General features: G+C 72.9%; 19 protein-coding genes. 13 read left to right on the forward strand and 6 right to left on the reverse strand.

Features of this window, described 5'->3' with window-relative positions:
* The first annotated feature begins 71 nt into the window (after positions 1 to 71).
* From BGK67_RS28190 to BGK67_RS28205, 4 genes are all read left to right on the forward strand, one after another.
* Entirely contained in the window at positions 72 to 2,522 is a 2,451-nt protein-coding gene (locus BGK67_RS28190; RefSeq protein ID WP_069922707.1) for a Tex family protein, read from the forward strand.
* A 263-nt stretch (positions 2,523 to 2,785) separates the two neighbouring features.
* Entirely contained in the window at positions 2,786 to 3,283 is a 498-nt protein-coding gene (locus BGK67_RS28195) for a hypothetical protein (protein WP_069922708.1), read from the forward strand.
* On the forward strand, positions 3,273 to 4,445 hold the full coding sequence (locus BGK67_RS28200; protein ID WP_069922709.1) for an MAB_1171c family putative transporter: 1,173 nt from the start codon (positions 3,273 to 3,275) through the stop codon (positions 4,443 to 4,445). Before BGK67_RS28195 ends, BGK67_RS28200 begins: the two co-directional genes overlap by 11 nt.
* The gene (locus BGK67_RS28205) at positions 4,442 to 5,215 is read left to right on the forward strand and encodes an SDR family NAD(P)-dependent oxidoreductase (protein ID WP_069922710.1); all 774 of its coding nucleotides are present in this window, start codon (positions 4,442 to 4,444) and stop codon (positions 5,213 to 5,215) included. Before BGK67_RS28200 ends, BGK67_RS28205 begins: the two co-directional genes overlap by 4 nt.
* A 69-nt stretch (positions 5,216 to 5,284) precedes the next feature.
* Here the strand turns inward: BGK67_RS28205 and BGK67_RS28210 are convergent, their stop codons facing one another.
* Both BGK67_RS28210 and BGK67_RS28215 read right to left on the reverse strand, forming a co-directional pair.
* Positions 5,285 to 5,542, reverse strand: coding sequence for a hypothetical protein (locus BGK67_RS28210; protein WP_069922711.1), 258 nt, complete (start codon positions 5,540 to 5,542; stop codon positions 5,285 to 5,287).
* Positions 5,543 to 5,852: 310 nt separating this feature from the next.
* Positions 5,853 to 7,490 (reverse strand): ABC-F family ATP-binding cassette domain-containing protein, encoded by a 1,638-nt coding sequence (locus BGK67_RS28215; protein WP_069922712.1) that lies wholly within the window; start codon positions 7,488 to 7,490, stop codon positions 5,853 to 5,855.
* Between the two features lie 102 nt (positions 7,491 to 7,592).
* On the opposite strand from BGK67_RS28215, the gene BGK67_RS28220 reads away from it, so the two are divergent.
* Together BGK67_RS28220 and BGK67_RS28225 are read left to right on the forward strand one after the other, a co-directional pair.
* On the forward strand, positions 7,593 to 8,549 hold the full coding sequence (locus tag BGK67_RS28220) for a GlxA family transcriptional regulator (RefSeq protein ID WP_069922713.1): 957 nt from the start codon (positions 7,593 to 7,595) through the stop codon (positions 8,547 to 8,549).
* Between the two features lie 213 nt (positions 8,550 to 8,762).
* Complete coding sequence (locus tag BGK67_RS28225; RefSeq protein ID WP_069922714.1) at positions 8,763 to 9,389, forward strand: DJ-1/PfpI family protein; 627 nt, start codon at positions 8,763 to 8,765, stop codon at positions 9,387 to 9,389.
* On the opposite strand, the gene BGK67_RS28230 is transcribed toward BGK67_RS28225, so the two are convergent.
* Positions 9,376 to 10,134, reverse strand: a complete 759-nt coding sequence (locus tag BGK67_RS28230) for an enoyl-CoA hydratase/isomerase family protein (RefSeq protein WP_069922715.1) — start codon at positions 10,132 to 10,134, stop codon at positions 9,376 to 9,378. The genes BGK67_RS28225 and BGK67_RS28230 overlap by 14 nt on opposite strands.
* Positions 10,135 to 10,210: 76 nt before the next feature.
* Between BGK67_RS28230 and BGK67_RS28235 the strand changes: the two genes are divergently transcribed.
* Both BGK67_RS28235 and BGK67_RS28240 read left to right on the forward strand, forming a co-directional pair.
* A complete protein-coding gene (locus BGK67_RS28235; RefSeq protein WP_069922716.1) occupies positions 10,211 to 10,888 on the forward strand; it encodes an HdeD family acid-resistance protein in 678 nt (225 codons plus the stop codon).
* A gap of 130 nt (positions 10,889 to 11,018) precedes the next feature.
* On the forward strand, positions 11,019 to 11,525 hold the full coding sequence (locus BGK67_RS28240) for an ATP-binding protein (protein WP_079154675.1): 507 nt from the start codon (positions 11,019 to 11,021) through the stop codon (positions 11,523 to 11,525).
* 15 nt (positions 11,526 to 11,540) lie between these two features.
* Here the strand turns inward: BGK67_RS28240 and idi are convergent, their stop codons facing one another.
* The 3 genes from idi to BGK67_RS40225 all read right to left on the reverse strand — a co-directional run bounded on the left by idi (position 11,541) and on the right by BGK67_RS40225 (position 14,135).
* Complete coding sequence (idi, locus tag BGK67_RS28245) at positions 11,541 to 12,140, reverse strand: isopentenyl-diphosphate Delta-isomerase (protein WP_069922717.1); 600 nt, start codon at positions 12,138 to 12,140, stop codon at positions 11,541 to 11,543.
* A gap of 142 nt (positions 12,141 to 12,282) precedes the next feature.
* A complete protein-coding gene (locus BGK67_RS28250) occupies positions 12,283 to 13,572 on the reverse strand; it encodes a bifunctional class I SAM-dependent methyltransferase/N-acetyltransferase (protein ID WP_069922718.1) in 1,290 nt (429 codons plus the stop codon).
* A gap of 425 nt (positions 13,573 to 13,997) precedes the next feature.
* Positions 13,998 to 14,135, reverse strand: a complete 138-nt coding sequence (locus BGK67_RS40225; protein WP_244291326.1) for a hypothetical protein — start codon at positions 14,133 to 14,135, stop codon at positions 13,998 to 14,000.
* Here BGK67_RS40225 and BGK67_RS28255 point away from each other — a divergent pair, their 5' ends adjacent.
* From BGK67_RS28255 to BGK67_RS28275, 5 genes are read left to right on the forward strand one after another with little or no spacing between them, the layout of a single operon-like run.
* On the forward strand, positions 14,136 to 15,749 hold the full coding sequence (locus BGK67_RS28255) for a DUF5941 domain-containing protein (protein ID WP_244291327.1): 1,614 nt from the start codon (positions 14,136 to 14,138) through the stop codon (positions 15,747 to 15,749).
* Positions 15,746 to 16,498 (forward strand): phosphocholine cytidylyltransferase family protein, encoded by a 753-nt coding sequence (locus BGK67_RS28260; RefSeq protein WP_069922720.1) that lies wholly within the window; start codon positions 15,746 to 15,748, stop codon positions 16,496 to 16,498. The genes BGK67_RS28255 and BGK67_RS28260 overlap by 4 nt, the downstream gene beginning before the upstream one ends.
* Positions 16,486 to 17,547 (forward strand): iron-containing alcohol dehydrogenase family protein, encoded by a 1,062-nt coding sequence (locus BGK67_RS28265; RefSeq protein ID WP_069922721.1) that lies wholly within the window; start codon positions 16,486 to 16,488, stop codon positions 17,545 to 17,547. The genes BGK67_RS28260 and BGK67_RS28265 overlap by 13 nt, the downstream gene beginning before the upstream one ends.
* Positions 17,525 to 18,304, forward strand: coding sequence for a CDP-alcohol phosphatidyltransferase family protein (locus tag BGK67_RS28270; protein WP_069924164.1), 780 nt, complete (start codon positions 17,525 to 17,527; stop codon positions 18,302 to 18,304). Before BGK67_RS28265 ends, BGK67_RS28270 begins: the two co-directional genes overlap by 23 nt.
* 8 nt (positions 18,305 to 18,312) lie before the next feature.
* Positions 18,313 to 19,194, forward strand: coding sequence for a glycosyltransferase family 2 protein (locus BGK67_RS28275; RefSeq protein ID WP_069922722.1), 882 nt, complete (start codon positions 18,313 to 18,315; stop codon positions 19,192 to 19,194).
* The last annotated feature ends 38 nt before the right edge of the window (positions 19,195 to 19,232 follow it).

A 19,232-nucleotide genomic window follows, 5' to 3' on the forward strand; every position in this document is an offset into this window, starting at 1 on the left:
CGCGCCTTGTCACGGCCACCTGCCACAATTGGCAGCCTTCCAGTGCAAACGAAGGCAGGCGGGACCCGATCGTGACGACGTCCATCGAAGGCAGGATCGCCGAGGAGCTCGGCGTACGGGAGCGGCAGGTCAAAGCCGCCGTCGAGCTGCTCGACGGCGGCTCCACCGTGCCGTTCATCGCTCGCTACCGCAAGGAAGCGACCGAGATGCTCGACGACGCGCAGCTGCGCACCCTCGAGGAGCGGCTGCGCTATCTGCGCGAGCTGGAGGACCGGCGCGCCGCGATCCTGGACTCCGTGCGGGAGCAGGGCAAGCTCGACACGGAGCTGGAGGCGCGGATCAACGCCGCCGACACCAAGGCCCGGCTCGAGGACATCTACCTGCCCTTCAAGCCCAAGCGGCGCACCAAGGCGCAGATCGCCCGCGAGGCGGGCCTCGAGCCCCTCGCCGAGGGGCTGCTCGCCGACCCCTCCGTGGAACCGGCCGCCGCGGCCGCAGCGTTCGTCGACGCGGACAAGGGCGTGGCCGACGCCGCCGCGGCCCTGGAGGGCGCCCGCGCCATCCTCACCGAGCGGTTCGCCGAGGACGCCGACCTGATCGGCGAACTGCGCGAACGCATGTGGGGCCGGGGCCGGCTCGCCGCGAAGGTCCGCGAGGGCAAGGAGGAGGCGGGCGCCAAGTTCGCCGACTACTTCGAGTTCGCCGAGCCCTTCACCGCCCTCCCCTCGCACCGTGTCCTCGCGATGCTGCGCGGCGAGAAGGAGGAGGTCCTCGACCTCACGCTGGAGCCGGAGCCGCCGAGCGAGACCCCCGGCCCGTCCACGTACGAGGGCATGGTCGCCCGCCGCTTCGGCATCGCGGACCGCGACCGCCCCGGCGACAAGTGGCTGGCCGACACGGTCCGCTGGGCCTGGCGCACGAAGATCCAGGTGCACCTCGGCATCGACCTGCGGACGCGGCTGCGCGCGGCCGCCGAGGACGAGGCCGTTCGGGTCTTCGCCGCGAACCTGCGCGACCTGCTGCTCGCCGCCCCGGCCGGCACGCGGGCGACGCTCGGCCTGGACCCGGGCTTCCGAACCGGTGTCAAGGTCGCCGTCGTGGACGCCACCGGCAAGGTCGTGGCCACCGACGTCATCTACCCGCACGTGCCCGCCAACAAGTGGGACGAGTCCCTCGCCAAGCTCGCCCGCCTCGCGAAGGAGCACGCGGTCGAGCTGGTCGCCATCGGCAACGGCACGGCCTCCCGCGAGACCGACAAGCTCGCCGGGGAGCTGATCACCCGCCATCCCGAGCTGAAGCTCACCAAGGTGATGGTCTCGGAGGCGGGCGCCTCCGTGTACTCCGCGTCCGCCTTCGCCTCGCAGGAACTCCCGGGCATGGACGTGTCGTTGCGCGGCGCGGTCTCCATCGCCCGCCGCCTCCAGGACCCGCTCGCCGAGCTGGTCAAGATCGACCCGAAGTCGATCGGCGTCGGCCAGTACCAGCACGACCTGTCCGAGGTGAAGCTCTCCCGCTCGCTCGACGCGGTGGTCGAGGACTGTGTGAACGGCGTCGGCGTGGACGTCAACACCGCCTCCGCGCCGTTGCTCTCGCGGGTGTCGGGCATCAGCGGCGGACTCGCCGAGAACATCGTGGCCCACCGCGACGCCAACGGCCCCTTCCGCAGCCGCAAGGGGCTCAAGGACGTGGCCCGGCTGGGCCCTAAGGCGTACGAGCAGTGCGCGGGCTTCCTGCGCATCCGCGGCGGGGAGGACCCGCTGGACGCCTCCGCGGTGCACCCCGAGGCGTACCCGGTGGTGCGGGCGATGGGCAAGACGGCCGGCGGCGAGGTGGCGGCGCTGATCGGCAACACGGGCGTACTGCGCTCCCTGCGTCCGGAGTCGTTCGTCACCGAGGCCTTCGGCCTGCCCACCGTCACCGACATCCTGCGCGAGCTGGAGAAGCCCGGCCGCGACCCGCGCCCGGCCTTCAAGACCGCCACCTTCAAGGAGGGCGTGGAGAAGATCGGCGACCTGGCCCCCGGCATGATCCTGGAGGGAGTGGTCACCAACGTGGCCGCCTTCGGCGCCTTCATCGACATCGGCGTCCACCAGGACGGGCTGGCGCACGTCTCGGCCCTGTCGAAGACCTTCGTCAAGGACCCCCGGGACGTGGTCAAGCCGGGCGACATCGTCCGCGTGAAGGTCATGGACGTGGACATCCCGCGCAAGCGCATCTCGCTGACCCTGCGGCTGGAGGACGAGGCCGGCGCGGAGCGCGGCGCGGGCGCCCCGGGTCAGGAGCGCCGGGGCGGCGGCCGTCCGCCGCAACAGCGCGGCGGGGGCGGCCAGGGTCAGGGCGGCCAGGGACAGAGCGGCCAGGGCCAGGGCCAGAGCCGGCGCCAGGGCGGCGCCGTGCGCGGTCAGGGCCAGCGGAACGGCAGCGGCGCTTCCGCTTCCGCCCCCGCGCCCGCCAACAGCGCGATGGCCGACGCGCTGCGCCGCGCGGGCCTCACCGGACCCGAGGAGCGCCGCAAGCGGTAGCGGTGACTTGCGGCCACCCCGGCGCGCGAGGATCTCGCGTGCGATGGCCGAATAGGTCCCCCTGTCGGAGACCTGCCTTGCCAACTCGCGTACAAGATCTGTAGGCATGGTGGAACGCCCGTTCGTCACCCAGGCGGACGGGCTTCCGCGTTTCCCCTCAGGACCGCATTTCCCCGAGGCCGCCTTCGAAGGCACAGGACGCCATGCCCATGCCAGCACACGCCTACCGACGCTGCCCGAGAAAGGGTCCGAAGAGGGATCACATGCCCCACCGGCAACTCAGCCTGCGCAAACGGTGCGAGAACATTCTCGGCCAACTGGATCTGACCCATCCGTTCTCCCTCGACGCGCTGTGCAGCCGCATAGCGGAGCAGCGCGGCCGCCCCATCAAACTCCACCCGCTGCCCAAGGAGGCCGCGGAATCGGGCGTGTGCGGACTGTGGGTGGGCACGGCCAGCGTCGACTACGTCTTCTACGAGGCGCAGACCACCCCGCTGCACCGGGAGCACATCGTGCTCCACGAGCTCGGCCACATCCTCTTCGGGCACCATTCCCTGGAGGGGGAGGAGGCCGACGGGCGGGCCCCGGTCGTGCTCAGGCGCACCAACTACACCACCCGCCAGGAGCAGGAGGCGGAGATGCTCGCCAGCATGATCCGCATCCGCACGGCGAACGCCGGCCCGTCGGCGGCCCGCGCCCGGGGCACCCTGGCACGGCTCGAGTCGGCCATGGGCTACGAGCGGGGGAACGATGGCAGCTGACCTCACCGACTTCGGGAACTGGCTCGCCGTTCCCAGCGTGGTGTGCCTGTGGCTCGCGGTCCTGCTCCGCGCCCCGGGCGCCCTGCGCTCCCCGCAGCAGCGCGGCCTGTGGCTGGCCGTGGCGACCGCGGCCGCGGCGATGACCCTGAACCTCCCCGACGTCGTCGCCTACGCGATGGACCGCGGCGCGGGCTACGCGCACAGCATCGGCCTCGTCCGCAACCTCATCGGCGTCTTCTCCGCCGGCGCCGTCCTCTACTTCGTGGCCGCCGCCGCAGGCGGCCGCCGCCTGTGCCTCGTCTCCTGGACCGCCACGGTCGCGTGGCTCGCCTCACTGGTCGCGCTGGACGCGGCGGCGCCCGCGCACGGCACGCACACCATGCCGCCGGTCGGCGACCCGGTGCCCTCCCTCGCGTACTGGCTGGTGCTGATCTCCGCGCACGTCGTCGCCAACACGGTCTGCGTGGCGCTGTGCTGGCGCTACAGCCGCCGCACCGAGAGCCGGGGGCTGGCCGCCGGACTGCGCCTCTTCGGCCTCGGTACCGCGCTCGCCGGCCTGTTCTGGCTCGCCTACCTGCTCAAGGCCCTGTTCGGCAGCACCTGGGCGATGCCCGCCCTGCCGCTCCTGATGAACGTGCACGGGCTGCTGCGGGCCGCCGCGATCCTCGTGCCGACCCTGTTCACCTTCCGCCGGACCGCCTCGGACATCGCCACTGCCTGGCGGCTCTGGCCGCTGTGGCGCGACCTGGTCCAGGCCGTCCCGCACGTGGCCCTGAACAAGCCGCGGGCCGGGCGGATGGTGGAGCTGCTGTGGCCGCCGGTCCCGCGCAACCTGCTCGTCTACCGCAAGGTGATCGAGACGCGCGACGCGATCCTGATCCTCGGCGAGTACGTCGCCCCGGGCGCCCTGGAGGACGCCCGCGGCCGCGTCGCCGGGCGCGGGGTCCCCGAGCAGCGGCGCACCGCCGCCGCGCTGGCCTCCGTACTGCTGGACGCGCGGCGGGCGAAGCTGGCCGGAGCCCCCGGGCAGCAGGGCGAGGCGGCCGGACTGGAGCTGCCCGCCGCCATCCAGACCTCCGCCGAAGGCGGGGACTTGGCGCAGGAGGCCCGGTTCCTCGTCGACGTCGCCCACGAGTACACCCGGGAAGTGAAGCCGTCGTGACCACCGTACTGATCACCGGGGCCAGCGCCGGACTGGGCGCCGCCTTCGCCCGGGCTTTCGCGGCCAAGGGCGCCGACCTGGTCCTCGTGGCCCGCGACAAGGAGCGGCTGGAGCCCCTTGCGCGGGACCTCGGCCGCGAGTTCGGCACGTCCGCCGAGGTGCTGCCCGCCGACCTGCTGGACCCGCAGGACTGCGCGGCGGTCGCCGCTCGCCTCGCCGACCGGGTCCGACCCGTGGACATCCTGGTCAACAACGCGGGCTTCGGACTGCCCGCGCCCTTCCCGTACAGCCCGGTCGAGGACGAGGAGCGGATGCTCGACCTGCTGGTCAAAGTGCCCCTGCGGCTCACCCACGCCGTGCTGCCGGGGCTGCGCGAGCGCCGCCGGGGCGCGGTGGTCAACGTCTCCTCGGTCGCCGGACTGCTGCCGACCGGCACCTACGGAGCGGCCAAGGCCTGGGTCACCGCGTTCAGCGAGTCGCTGCGGGTGGACATGGAGCCGTACGGCGTCCGGGTCCTGGCGGTGGTTCCGGGCTTCACCCGCACCGAGTTCCAGGAACGCGCCGGGATGGACGTCAGCGCCCTGCGCGAGGCGGTCTGGCTGGAGCCGCGGGCCGTGGTCGACCGGGCACTGCGCGATCTCGCGCTGCGCCGCCCGCTCAGCATCACGGGCCGCCGCTACCGGGCCTACGCCCTGGCCGTCCGGCACCTCCCGCGGGCCTTCGTGGCGCGGAAGATGGCTCGCGAGAGGCGCGCTCCGGCCGAGGGCTGACGTCACCGCGGCAGACCGATGCGCGGCCCGGTGACCGGTCCGCGCACGGTGTGCTGTGAAGGGGACGGATCAGCAGCCTCCGCGGCCGCCGTGGCCATGTCCTCCGTAACCGTTGTCGTCGTCGTGGTCCCAGCCGCCGTGTCGCCAGCCGCCGTGGCCACCGTAGTCGTCGTCATCGTCGTGGTCCCAGCCGCCCGTGACGTAGCTGACGGTCTGGGTGGGGGTTGCCGCCGAAGCGGTGCCCGCCGTACCGAGCGCGGCCCCACCGGCCATCAGGAGACCGGCGGCGGAGACCACGAAGAGGCGCTTCGCTCGCTGTGCACGCATGGAGATTCCCTTTCCTTCCACCCGCCCGCACCTCTGGGAGGGACGGCGGAGCGGAACCGCGGCCGCAGAATCGAAAATGCGACGCGGATCGGATACAGGGCCGCTGGAAGTACGGAGGCACAGGTTCGGGCACAGGGGGCCCGGACCCCCACAGGCGTTCCGAAGCAGGCGCGCGTCAGAGGTGCAACCCCTTTTGACGCGGCACTTCGGCCATGGGGGCGTGCTCCGCGGTTGCGGCTCTCAACCACAAAGGCTAGTCGCGCACGAGCCGGTCGGCACCTTGGGAGGAGCAGGACCCGCACCCCGTCGGCTAGAGCTCGGTGACCTTGCCGTCCTCGACCCGCAGGCGGCGGGTCACCGAAACGGCGTCCAGCATGCGGCGGTCGTGGGTGACCAGCAGCAGGGTGCCCTCGTAGGCCTCCAGGGCGGATTCCAACTGCTCGATCGCCGGGAGGTCGAGGTGGTTGGTGGGCTCGTCCAGGACCAGCAGGTTGACCCCGCGGCCCTGGAGCAGGGCCAGGGCGGCCCGGGTGCGCTCGCCCGGTGAGAGGGTGGCCGCCGGGCGCAGCACGTGGGCCGCCTTGAGGCCGAACTTGGCCAGCAGGGTGCGGACTTCGGCCGGCTCGGTGTCCGGGACGGCCGCGCAGAACGCCTCCAGCAGCGGCTCGTCGCCGAGGAACAGGCCGCGGGCCTGGTCGACTTCGCCGATCAGCACGCCCGAACCGAGGGTGGCGGAGCCGGAGTCCGGAGCCACCCGGCCGAGCAGCACGGCCAGCAGGGTCGACTTGCCCGCGCCGTTGGCCCCGGTGATCGCGACCCGGTCCGCCCAGTCGATCTGCAGGCTCGCCGGGCCGAAGGCGAAGTCGCCGCGCTTGACGGCCGCCTCGCGCAGGGTGGCCACCACCGAGCCGGAGCGCGGCGCCGCCGCGATCTCCATGCGCAGGTCCCACTCCTTGCGCGGTTCGTCGACGACCTCCAGCCGCTCGATCGCCCGCTGCGTCTGGCGGGCCTTGGCGGCCTGCTTCTCGCTGGACTCGCCGCGCAGGTTCTTGCCGATCTTGTCGTTGTCGCTCGCCTTGCGGCGGGCGTTGCGCACGCCCTTGTCCATCCAGTTGCGCTGCATCTGCGCCCGGCCCTCCAGGGCCGACTTCTTGCCCGCGTACTCCTCGAACTCCTCGCGGGCGTGGCCGCGGGCGCGCTCGCGCTCCTCCAGGTAGGCGTCGTAGCCGCCGCCGTAGAGGTTGATCTGCTGCTGCGCCAGGTCGAGCTCGAGGACCTTGGTGACGGTCCGGGTCAGGAACTCGCGGTCGTGGCTGATCACGACGGTGCCCGCGCGCAGCCCCGTGACGAACCGCTCCAGCCGCTCCAGACCGTCCAGGTCGAGGTCGTTGGTGGGCTCGTCCAGCAGGAAGACGTCGTAGCGCGAGAGGAGCAGCGAGGCGAGGCCCGCGCGAGCCGCCTGGCCGCCGGACAGCGCCGTCATGGGCAGGTCCAGGCCCACGGTGAGCCCGAGCTCGGCGGCGACCTCCTCGGCCCGCTCGTCGAGATCGGCGCCACCGAGGTTCAGCCACTGGTCCAGCGCCGTCGCGTACGCGTCGTCCGCGCCCGGCGTCCCGTCCACCAGGCCCTGCGTCGCCTCGTCCAGCTCGGCCTGCGCGGCGGCCACACCGGTGCGCCGTGCCAGGAAGTCCCGGACCGACTCGGCGGGCCGGCGCTCCGGCTCCTGCGGGAGGTGGCCGACGGCGGCGGTGGGCGGCGAGAGGCGCAGCTCACCGGTCTCGGGGGTGTCCAGCCCGGCGAGCAGGCGCAGCAGGGTGGACTTCCCGGCGCCGTTCACGCCGACGAGGCCGATGACATCGCCCGGTGCGACGACGAGGTCGAGATCGGCGAACAGCGTGCGCTCGCCGTGGGCGGCGGTGAGCTTCTTGGCGACGAGGGTTGCAGTCATGATGCGCCGATCCTATCCGGGCAGGTGCGGACCGCCGACGTGGCCGGATAGGTGGGAGGCCCGTCATTGCGGCCACCGGGTGCGGCGTCACACCATGAGGCCATGTCGTCGCGAAACGTGCTCGTCGTCCTCTACGACGGGGTGCAGAGCCTGGACGTGACCGGGCCGGTCGAGGTGTTCGCCGCCGCGGCCCGGTTCCCGGGGCGGTCCCCGTACGAGATCCGCACGGTGTCTCCGGGCGGTACGCCGGTCCGTACGAGCAGCGGGCTGACGCTCGTCCCGGACGGGGACCTGGCCGCCGCCCGGCCCGGCCGGGGGACCACCCTGCTCGTGCCCGGCGGCCGGTACACGGCCGACTTCGAGCCGCGGCTCACCGACTGGCTGCGCGCCCACGGGGGTGGCGCGGAGCGGCTGGTGTCCGTGTGCACGGGAGGGCTGCTGCTGGCCGAGGCGGGGCTGCTGGCCGGGCGGCGGGCGACGACGCACTGGTACGCGTGCGAGCAGATGGCCCGGGACTACCCGGACGTGGCGGTGGAGCCGGACCCGATCTACGTGCGGGACGGGCCGGTCTCCACCTCGGCCGGGGTCACGGCGGGGATCGACCTCGCGCTCGCGCTGGTCGAGGAGGACCATGGGCCGGAGGTGGCGCTGACGATCGCCCGGCACCTGGTGGTGTTCCTGCGCAGACCGGGCAACCAGGCCCAGTTCAGCGCGCAGCTGGCGGCGCAGACCGCGCGGCGGGAGCCGCTGCGGGACGTCCAGCAGTGGATCACGGAGCACCCGGACGGCGACCTCGGCGTAGAGGCCCTCGCCGCCCGGGCCCGGCTCTCACCGCGCCACTTCGCCCGTGCCTTCCGGGCGGAGACCGGGGTCACGCCCGGGCGCTACGTCGAGCGGGTGCGGGTGGAGCACGCGCGGCGGCTGCTGGAGGACAGCCGGCAGGGCGTGGCCCAGATATCCCGCGCCTGCGGCTACGGCACGCCGGAGGCCCTGCGCCGCGCCTTCATCAGGACCCTGGGCCAGCCCCCCGCCGAGTACCGCCGCCGCTTCGGCCCGTGACCGCGGCCGCGACCGGGCCGTTCGGACCCGCACCCGTACAGGGCCGTCGCACCGACGCCGCCCGCACCGATCCGCGGTACCGACGCCCGCCCGTACCGAACCGCCGTGTAGACCGCCGTACCGAACCGCCGTGCAGACCCCCGCACCGAACCGCCGTACCGATCAGCCGCCCCCGGCCGGGGACCGGCACCGCCCCACCGCTCCGGAGGAGCCATGCAGATCGCCGTACTGCTCTACGACCGCTTCACCGCCCTCGACGCCATCGGGCCCTTCGACACGCTCGGCCGGCTCCAGGAGGCCGAGACGGTGTTCGTGTCCGAGCGCCCCGGGCCCGTGCGCACCGACAACGGGTCGCTGGCGCTCGTCGCCGACAAGGCCCTGCACGAGGTGACCCGGCCCGACATCGTCCTCGTGCCCGGCGGACCGCACCCCGAGCTGGAGATGGAGAACCCCGCCGTGCTGCGGTGGCTGCGGGACGTCGACGCGACCACCACCTGGACGACCTCCGTCTGCACCGGCTCCCTGCTGCTGGCCGCCGCCGGGCTGCTCGACGGGCGGCGGGCCGCCGGCCACTGGCTGTACCTGGACCAGCTGCCGCGGTTCGGGGCGGAGCCCACCGGGGAGCGGGTGGTGTTCGACGGGAAGTACGTCACCGCGGCGGGCGTCTCCGCCGGGATCGACATGGGCCTCACCCTGCTCGGCAGGATCGCCGGTGACGAGTTCGCCCAGACCGTGCAGCTGATGACCGAGTACGACCCCCAGCCGCCCTACGACGCCGGTTCCCCGGCCAAGGCTCCGGCCGAGCTCGTCGCGCGGCTGCGGGCGGTCAATCCGCTGTAGGCCAGCGGAAGACGGGCGCCCGGCGCTCGAGGAACGCGGCGACGCCCTCGGCGGTGTCGCCGCTTCCGGCCGCCTGCGCCGCCCAGTGGGCGTCCCGGCCGGTGCGCCCGTCCGCGAACTCCTTGGCCGCCGCCTGCGTCAGCTGCGACCGGGAGACGAGGATCCGGGTGAACTCGGCCACCCGCTTGTCCAGTTGGCCCGCCGGCAGCAGCTCGTCCAGGAAGCCGGTGCGCAGCGCCCGGTCCGCGTCGATCAACTCCGCCGAGAAGAGCAGGTACTTGGCGGCGGCCGGGCCGACCAGCCGGGCCAGCCGCCTGGTCGAGGAGGCCGGGTAGACGATGCCGAGCTTCGCCGGGGTGACCCCGAAGGAGGCCCCCTCCTCCGCGAACCGCAGATCGCAGGCGCCCGCCAGCTGGCTCCCGCCGCCCACGCAGAACCCGCGGATCGCGGCGAGCGTCGGCTTGGGGAAGGCGGCCAGCGCCTCCTCCGCCGCCACGGCGAGCGCCTGCGGGTCCTCGTCCCCGGTCAGCGAGGAGATGTCCGCGCCCGCGCAGAAGGTCGATCCCGCCCCGGTCAGGACGAGCACCCGGACGGCCGGATCGGCCGCCGGCCCTGCCAGCAGCTCCGGCAGGGCCCGCCACATGTCGGCCGTCATGGCGTTGCGCTTGGCGGGGTGCGAGATGACGACGGTGGCGACCCCGTCGGCGATGGTGTAGCGGAGGGCTGCGTCCCGGGCTGCGTCCATGCGCCGGATGCTATCCGGGTGTGTCCTGCCTATGATCAAGGGGTCCGTCCGGGGGGTGCGAGGAGGTGGCACGTCCATGGACGCAGACCGTACCGAGGGCAGGCGCCGGGAGCCGCAGCGGGAGAACAAGCAGCTCAGCCGCAGTTTCGGGCTGCTCGCCGCGCTCGGGGTGATCCTCGTGCTGGCCGGCCTGGTGGGTCTGGTCTACGCCGGCGTGGCCACCCTGACCTCGATGTTCCTCTTCGGCTGGCTGCTGCTGATCGGCGGTCTGGTGGGGCTGCTGCAGGCGGTCCAGTCCCGCAAGAGCAACTACTTCTGGCTCGCCGTCATCGTCGCCGCCGTCAACCTGGCGGCCGGCTTCGTCATCCTGCGCCGGCCCGAGGCGAGTGCCGAGGCGCTGACCATGTTCGCCGCGCTGCTCTTCCTCACCGGCGGGCTGTTCCGGCTCGCCGGCGCCCTGGTGGTGCGCGGGGCGAACTTCGGGCTCTCGCTCGTCCAGGGCGCCTTCGGGGTCCTGCTGGGCATCCTGATCCTGTCGAGCTGGCCCGGGAGCAGCCGCTACGTGATCGGAGCGTTCTTCTCCCTCGCCCTCCTGTTCGACGGCCTGAGCCTGATCGCCGTGGGCGTGGGCGCCCGGCGCATCCTGGGGTTGGTCAGCGACGACGCGGCCGAGCCGGGGTCCGGCGCCGCGGACAGGGCCGCGGTGGCGGCCGAGAAGCGTCGCGCAGAAGATCAGGAACAGTCGAACAACTGACTCTGTCATGCGCCATTGGTCAGAAAGTGTCCGATAGGCGCTGACTTATGGTCAGCGGCGCGGCCCGGATCAGGCTGTTCCCCACTCTTGACGCGTGGAGACGATCGAGCGCGAAGACGGGGGACGGAAGATGGATGTCAGCGGGAACGTCCCGCCAGCCCGGGAGGCGGAGCCAGAGGCTCCGGCCGACCCCCTCGCGTACGAGGGAGTGTGGAGGTTCACTGCTCCCGCAGTAGAAGAATCCGTTCCGCAGGCGCGCCGCGCCGTGCGGGACCTGCTCGGGCGGCAGGGGGTGGCGGGCCGGCAGGACCTCGTGTACTCCCTGCTGCTGATCGTCTCCGAGCTCGTGACGAACTCGGTCCGGCACGCCGCCCTGCTCTCCCCGGAGGTGGCCGTCGAGGTCGCCATCGGCCCGGAGTGGGTACGGGTGGCCGTCGAGGACAACCACCCGTACCGCCCCAAGGCGCTGGAGGCCGATTTCGGGCAGACCGGCGGCCGGGGGCTGCTCCTGGTACGGGAGGTCACACGGGAAGCCGGCGGTGTCTGCGACGTCGAGCACACGTCCACGGGCGGCAAGGTGATCTGGGCGGCCCTGCCGCTCACGGCCCCGGCCGCCCCCGCCACTCCCGTGGTGTGAACCGTCCGGGCCGGGCTACCAGCCCGCGACGTCACCGGTCAGCTCGCGGATCGCGGGCCGTGCCGCGTCCAGGACCGTCATGAACCAGGCCGAGAACGGCACTTCGGCGTGCCGCTTCGCCAGCTCCTCGGCGGTGACGAAGGCGGTGTCCCCGACCTCCTCCGGATCCGGCCGCGGAGCCGTCTGGGCCAGTCCCACGAAAAGGTGGTTGAACTCCTGCTCCACCAGGCCCGACGCGGGGTCCGGGTGGTTGTAGCGGACCGTCCCCGCCTCCGCGAGCAGCGAGGGCGACAGCCCCAGCTCCTCGTGGGTGCGCCGGGCCGCGGCCGCGAACGGCGACTCCCCGGGGTAGGGGTGGCCGCAGCAGGTGTTCGACCAGACGCCGGGGGAGTGGTACTTCCCGAGGGCCCGCTGCTGGAGCAGCAGGCGGCCCTTCTCGTCGAAGAGGAACACGGAGAACGCCCGGTGCAACTGCCCGGGTGCCTGATGAGCGGAGAGCTTCTCCGCCGTGCCGATGGTGTTGCCGGACTCGTCGACCAGTTCGAGCATGATCGGTTCTTGAGTACCGGTGCCGTTGGTCGCGCTGTTCGCGGCGGTGGCTGGTGGTGTCGGCATACCCATCCTTCGCTTCGGACTCCGGCCTTCAGTCTGCCGTACAAAAGCGGCTTGTCCCCACTTCGGAGATCCGCGCATGTCTGCCCCCCATCGCGTGATAAGCGACGGGGGGCAGATCACTTCGCCACCCGCGACCGAGGTGTCAGACCCCGAACGGCGCCGGGTACCGGATCGTGCCGGCGGGCACCGGAACGGAATCGTCCAGTACCAGCGCCATCATGGCCTCGTCCGGAACCTCGAAGGGCGCCCGGATCCCGAAGCGCGAAGCCGGTACGAAACCGAAGCGCGGGTAGTACTCCGGGTGGCCCAGCACCAGGACCAGGGACTCCCCGCGCGCCTTGGCCGCCGCGAGCACGGCCCGGACCACCGAGCTGCCCGCGCCCGAGCGCTGGTGCGCCGGATCGGCGGCCACCGGGGCGAGCGCGAGCGCCCGCGCCCCGTCCACGTGGCACACGGTGAGCAGCGCGTGCGACGCCACCGAGCCGTCCGGGCCTTCGGCCACGTACGACAGCCCGGGCACCCAGGCGTCGTCCGCGCGCAGCGCGTCCACCAGATCCGCCTCCAGCGGGGTCTCGAAGGCCGCCAGGTTGACGGCCCGTACGGCGGCCGCGTCGGCCGGGGTCTCCGGCCGGGCGGGCCAGGCACCGCCGTCCCCGGCGGTCACCGGGCGCAGGACGTAGCCCGTGTACCCGTACTCGTGGCCGTGCCGGGCGCGCAGGGCGAGCTCCTCGCGGGCGCCGGCCAGGGCGGCCGCCATCGCCGGCCCGGCACCGCCGGCGTGGGCCGCGACCCGCTCGGCGAGCGGGCCGTAGTACTCGGCCCAGTCCGAGTCGGGCAGGTCGTGCACGCCGAGCACCCGGTACCCGGCGGCCTGGGCCGCCGCGAGGTTGCCGGCGGTGGTGCGCAGCGGGTACTGCTCGTCCCAGAAGGCGCGGGCGCCGGCGGACGGCTCCTCGACGGTCCACTGGCACTCGGTCAGCACCAGGGTGCCGCCGGGGGCGAGCAGCCGCTTCCACCGCGCGAGCGCGGTGTCGAAGCCGATGACGTAGGCGGAACCCTCCGCCCAGACGAGGTCGAAGGAGCCGTCGGCGAAGCCGTCGGAGGCTTCCCGCAGTGCGCCCATGTCCGCCCTGACGGTGCGGATCCGGTCGCCGAGCCCGCGGGCCCCGGCGGCCGCGCGGAGCTCCTCGAGGAACGGTGCGTGCAGGTCGACGGCGGTCACCTCGGCGCCGTGCTCACCGGCTTCCGCGGCGAGCAGCAGGGCGCTGCGGCCCGGACCGCAGCCCAGGTCGAGGACGCGCGGCCGCTCGGGCAGCGGTCCGCAGAGGGAGAGCAGGCGCCGGGTGCTCGCGTCGGAACCGGGGCCCTGCCGGGGCAGGCCGTGGTGCAGCGCGAAGAAGGCGTGCTCGAAGCTGTTGATGTTGTCGGTCAACGTGAACCCTTGAAACAGGGGGCACCGGCCGACGGGGCCGTTCAGCGAGTGTGATCAGGCCCGGCCGGTCGCCCGGGGGGAAAGGGGGATGTACCGGAGTTCGCTGCGCGAGGCCGCGACCACTGCGACGGTCATCAACCCACCTCTTTCCACTCGACACGATCAGGGGCCGGTCCACCGTAACATCCGCGCGTTTGTGGTACCGCGCGTGATCGTCAATGATGATCACGCCCCGGCCCGGGAGCCGGGGATGTCGGGCTTATCGGGGCGTAAACGGGTGATGAACCCCTGCTTCCATTCATCCGATAGCCTCTGCCGACGTGCCGCCGCCCCATGAGGCGCCCGTCCGGAGCCAGTCCGGACTTCGTTACAAGGAGTGAGTTCGTCTGCCGACCGTCATCCTCACCGGCCTGCCGGTCCCCGGATCACCGCTCGCCGACGAGCTGCGCTCCCTCGGGTTCGAGGTCCGCCCCGCCGCCGGTCCGCAGGACGCCGCCGCCGCCCTGGCCGCCGTACCCGCGGACCAGCGCGTGGCCGTCGTGGACAGCGCCTTCGTCGGGCACGTGCACACGCTGCGCCTCGCGCTGACCGACCCCCGCTTCGACGCCTGCGCGGTCACCGGCGCCCTCACCGTCCAGCCCGGCGCCCGCGGGGCGCTCGACAAGGCCGCCGCCGCCCCGGGCGACGGCGCGGGCCCCTACGCCGACCGGCTCGCCGCCGCGGTCGAGGCCTCCGGCACGGCCGTCCGGCGCCCCGAGCTCGGCACCCTCGTCGCCGCCGTCCCCGCCACCGCGGCGGACCGGGACGCGGCCGTGGCCGCCGTCGCCGCCGTCGACGACGAGGCCGTCCGCCTGCGGACCGCCGTGAAGTCCCGCGACGGCTTCTTCACCACCTTCTTCATCAGCCCGTACTCGCGCTACATCGCCCGCTGGTGCGCGCGCCGCGGCCTGACCCCGAACCAGGTCACCACCGCCTCGCTGGTCACCGCGCTGATCGCGGCCGGCTGCGCCGCCACCGGCGACCGCTGGGGCTACGTCGCGGCCGGGGTGCTGCTCCTCCTCTCCTTCGTCCTGGACTGCACCGACGGGCAGCTCGCCCGCTACTCCCTCCAGTACTCGACGATGGGCGCCTGGCTCGACGCGACCTTCGACCGCGCCAAGGAGTACGCCTTCTACGCGGGCCTGGCCCTCGGGGCGGCCCGGCACGGCGACGACGTCTGGGCGCTCGCGCTCGGCGCGATGATCCTCATGACCTGCCGGCACGTGGTGGACTTCTCCTTCAACGAGGCCAACCACGACGCGACGGCCAACACGAGCCCCACGGCCGCCCTCTCCGACCGGCTCGACAGCGTCGGCTGGACCGTCTGGGTCCGCCGGATGATCATCCTGCCGATCGGCGAGCGCTGGGCGATGATCGCGGTCCTGACCGCCGTCACCACCCCCCGCATCGTCTTCTACGCCCTGCTCGCCGGCTGCGCCTTCGGTGCGCTCTACACCACCGCCGGCCGGGTCCTGCGCTCCCTGACCCGCAAGGCGACCCGTACCGACCGGGCCGCCCGCGCCCTGGCCGACCTGGCCGACACCGGCCCGCTGGGCGAGCTGGTCGCCGGAACCCTGCGCCGGCTGCCCACCTACACCGCGCCCGCCCTCCTGGCGAGCGGGGCCGGCGGCGCGGCCGCGCTGCTCGCCGCCGCCTACCTGCTGCCGTTCGGCTCCCCGCTGCTGCTCGTCTTCGCCGGCCTGTACGCGCTGACCGCCGGAGCCGCCGTCGCGCAGCCGCTGAAGGCGCCACTGGACTGGCTGCTGCCGCCGCTGTTCCGCGCCGCCGAATACGGCACGATCCTCATCCTGGCCGCCAAGGCGGACGTCCCCGGGGCCCTTCCCGCGGCATTCGGACTGGTCGCGGCGGTCGCCTACCATCACTACGACACGGTGTACCGCATTCGCGGCGGCACCGGCGCGCCCCCGCACTGGCTGGTGCGGACGATCGGCGGCCACGAGGGCCGGGTCCTGGTGACCACGGTGCTGGCCGCCGTCCTCGCGACGCGCGCCTCGGACTTCCCCGTCGCGCTCACGGCCATGGCCGTGGCCGTGGCACTCGTGGTGCTCGTGGAGAGCATCCGCTTCTGGGTCTCCTCCGGAGCACCCGCCGTACATGACGAAGGAGAACCAGCATGATCGGCCTTGTACTCGCTGCCGGTGCCGGACGCCGTCTGCGTCCTTACACCGACACCCTGCCCAAGGCCCTCGTGCCCGTCGGCCCCGAAGGCCGGGAGGACAGCCTCACCGTCCTCGACCTGACCCTGGGCAACTTCGCCGAGGTCGGCCTCACCGAGGTCGCCATCGTCGTCGGCTACCGCAAGGAGGCCGTCTACGAGCGCCGCGAGGCCCTGGAGGCCAAGTACGGCGTCAAGATCACGCTGATCGACAACGACAAGGCCGAGGAGTGGAACAACGCCTACTCCCTGTGGTGCGCGCGTGAGGTCCTGCGCCAGGGCGTGATCCTCGCCAACGGCGACACCGTCCACCCGGTCTCCGTCGAGAAGACCCTGCTCGCCGCCCGCGGCAACGGCCAGAAGATCATCCTCGCCCTCGACACGGTCAAGAACCTGGCCGACGAGGAGATGAAGGTGGTCACCGCCGAGGGCCAGGGCGTCCGCAAGATCACCAAGCTGATGGACCCGGCCGACGCGACGGGCGAGTACATCGGTGTCACCCTCATCGAGGCCGAGGCCGCCGAGCAGCTGGCCGAGGCCCTGAAGACCACCTTCGAGCGCGACCCCGACCTCTACTACGAGGACGGCTACCAGCAGCTCGTGAACGACGGCTTCACCATCGACGTGGCTCCCATCGGCGACGTCAAGTGGGTCGAGATCGACAACCACGACGACCTCGCCAAGGGCCGGACGATCGCATGCCAGTACTGACGAGGCTCATCCCCTCGCCCGTCGTCGTCGACATCGCCAGCGGAGCGATGGACGACCTGGCCGGCCTCCTGGCCGACCAGCGGATCTCCGCCTCCGGAAAGCTGGCGATCGCGATCAGCGGGGGCTCGGGCGTGGCGCTGCGCGCCAAGCTGGAGCCCGTGCTGCCGCACGCCGACTGGTACGCCGTCGTCGACGGCACCATCGACTCCGCGGTCAAGCTGGCCGACGACATAAAGGGCCGCCGCTACGACGCCGTCGTGGGCCTGGGCGGCGGCAAGATCATCGACGTGGCGAAGTACGCCGCGGCGCGGGTCGGGCTGCCCATGGTGGCCGTCGCCACCAACCTCTCGCACGACGGCATCTGCTCGCCGGTGTCCATCCTGGACAACGACAACGGCCGCGGCTCCTACGGTGTGCCGACGCCCATCGCCATGGTGATCGACCTCGACGTGATCAAGGAAGCCCCGGTGCGGTTCATCCGCGCGGGCGTCGGCGACGCGATCTCCAACATCTCGGCGGTCGCCGACTGGGAGCTCTCGCACGAGATCACCGGCGAGCCCGTGGACGGCCTGGCCGCCGCCATGGCCCGTACCGCGGGCCAGTCGGTCCTGCGCCACCCCGGCGGATGCGGCGACGACGAGTTCCTCACCGTGCTCTCCGAGGGCCTGGTGCTGACCGGCATCGCCATGTCGATCAGCGGCGACACCCGCCCCGCCTCCGGCGCCTGCCACGAGATCAGCCACGCCTTCGACCTGCTCTACCCGGGGCGCTCCGCACTCCACGGCGAGCAGGTCGGCATCGGCGCCGCCTTCGCGATGCACCTGCGCGGGGCCGGCGAGCTGTCCGGGCTCTTCATCGAGGTGCTGCGCCGGCACGGCCTGCCGGTGACCCCCGAGGAGATCGGCTTCAGCATCGACGAGTTCGTCACGGCCGTCGAGTACGCCCCGCAGACCCGCCCGGGACGCTTCACGATCCTGGAGCACCTCAACCTGTCCGCCGCCGAGATCAGGGACGCTTACGCCGACTATGCCAAGACCATCCGTAGCTGAACTCCGGCCCGTCGTTCACCCGGCGGGCGTGAAGGACCGGGTCAGCGGCGAGCACTGGGGCGGCCGCCTCTACATGCGCGAGATCTCCCTGCGCATCACCCGCTACCTGGTCACCACCAAGGTCACGCCGAACCAGCTGACCTACCTGATGACGCTCGCCGGCGTCCTCGCCGCCCCGGCCCTGCTGGTGCCGGGCATCTGGGGCGCCGTCCTCGGCGTGGTCGCGGTCCAGCTCTACCTGCTGCTCGACTGCGTCGACGGCGAGGTCGCCCGCTGGAAGAAGCAGTTCTCGCTGTCCGGCGTGTACCTGGACCGGGTCGGCGCGTACCTGTGCGACGCGGCGGTGCTCGTCGGCTTCGGCCTGCGCGCCGCGGACCTGTGGGGCGGCGGCCGCGTCGACTGGCTGTGGGCCTTCCTGGGCACCCTGGCCGCGCTCGGCGCGATCCTGATCAAGGCCGAGACCGACCTGGTCGGCGTCGCCCGCCACCAGGCGGGCAAGCCCGTGGTCAAGGACGCCGCCGCCGAGCCGCGCTCGTCCGGCATGGCGCTCGCCCGCCGGGCCGCCGCCGCGCTCAAGTTCCACCGCCTCGTCCTCGGCATCGAGGCGTCCCTGCTCATCCTGGTGCTGGCCGTCGCGGACCAGATCCGCGGCGACCTGTTCTACTCCCGGGTCGGCGTGGCCGTCCTCGCCGCCATCGCGCTGCTCCAGACCGTGCTGCACCTGGTGTCGATCCTGGCCTCCAGCAGGCTCAAGTGAGTACGCCGATGCGGCTGGGCGCCGTGATCATCACCATGGGCAACCGCCCGGACGAGCTGAAGGCACTGCTCGACTCGGTCGCCCGGCAGGACGGCGACCCCGTCGAGGTGGTCGTGGTGGGCCAGGGCGTGCGGGTCACGGACCTGACGGACCTGCCGCCGGGCGTCCGCACCGTCGACCTCCCCGAGAACCTGGGCATCCCAGGCGGACGCAACGTCGGGATCGAGGCCTTCGGCCCCGGCGGCAGCGAGGTCGACGCCCTGCTCTTCCTGGACGACGACGGCCTGCTGGAGCGCACCGACACCGCCGAGCTGTGCCGGCAGGCCTTCGCGGAGGACCCGGAGCTCGGCATCGTCAGCTTCCGGATCGCGGACCCTGAGACCGGTATCACGCAGCGCCGGCACGTGCCGCGGCTGCGCGCCTCGGATCCGATGCGCTCCTCCCGGGTGACCACCTTCCTGGGCGGCGCCAACGCCGTCCGCACCAAGGTGTTCGAGCAGGTCGGGCCGCTGCCGGGGGAGTTCTTCTACGCACACGAGGAGACCGACCTGGCCTGGCGGGCCCTCGACGCGGGGTGGCTGATCGACTACCGCGCGGACATGGTGCTGCTGCACCCGACCACCGCCCCCTCCCGGCACGCGGTCTACCACCGTATGGTGGCTCGTAACCGGGTGTGGCTCGCGCGCCGCAACCTGCCCGCCCCGCTGGTCCCGGTCTACCTGGGCGTCTGGCTCCTGCTGACGCTCCTGCGCAGGCCGTCCGTGCCCGCGCTCAAGGCCTGGTTCGGCGGATTCAGGGAGGGGTGGACCACTCCCTGCGGTCCCCGCCGCCCGATGAGATGGCGTACGGTCTGGCGGTTGACCCGGCTGGGTCGACCTCCTGTCATCTGACGAGCCCGCGTCTGGGAACATGGCGCGATCACGGGCCT

It is taken from the genome of Streptomyces subrutilus, from assembly GCF_001746425.1.
In the GTDB taxonomy this organism is placed as follows: Bacteria; Actinomycetota; Actinomycetes; order Streptomycetales; family Streptomycetaceae; genus Streptomyces; species Streptomyces subrutilus_A.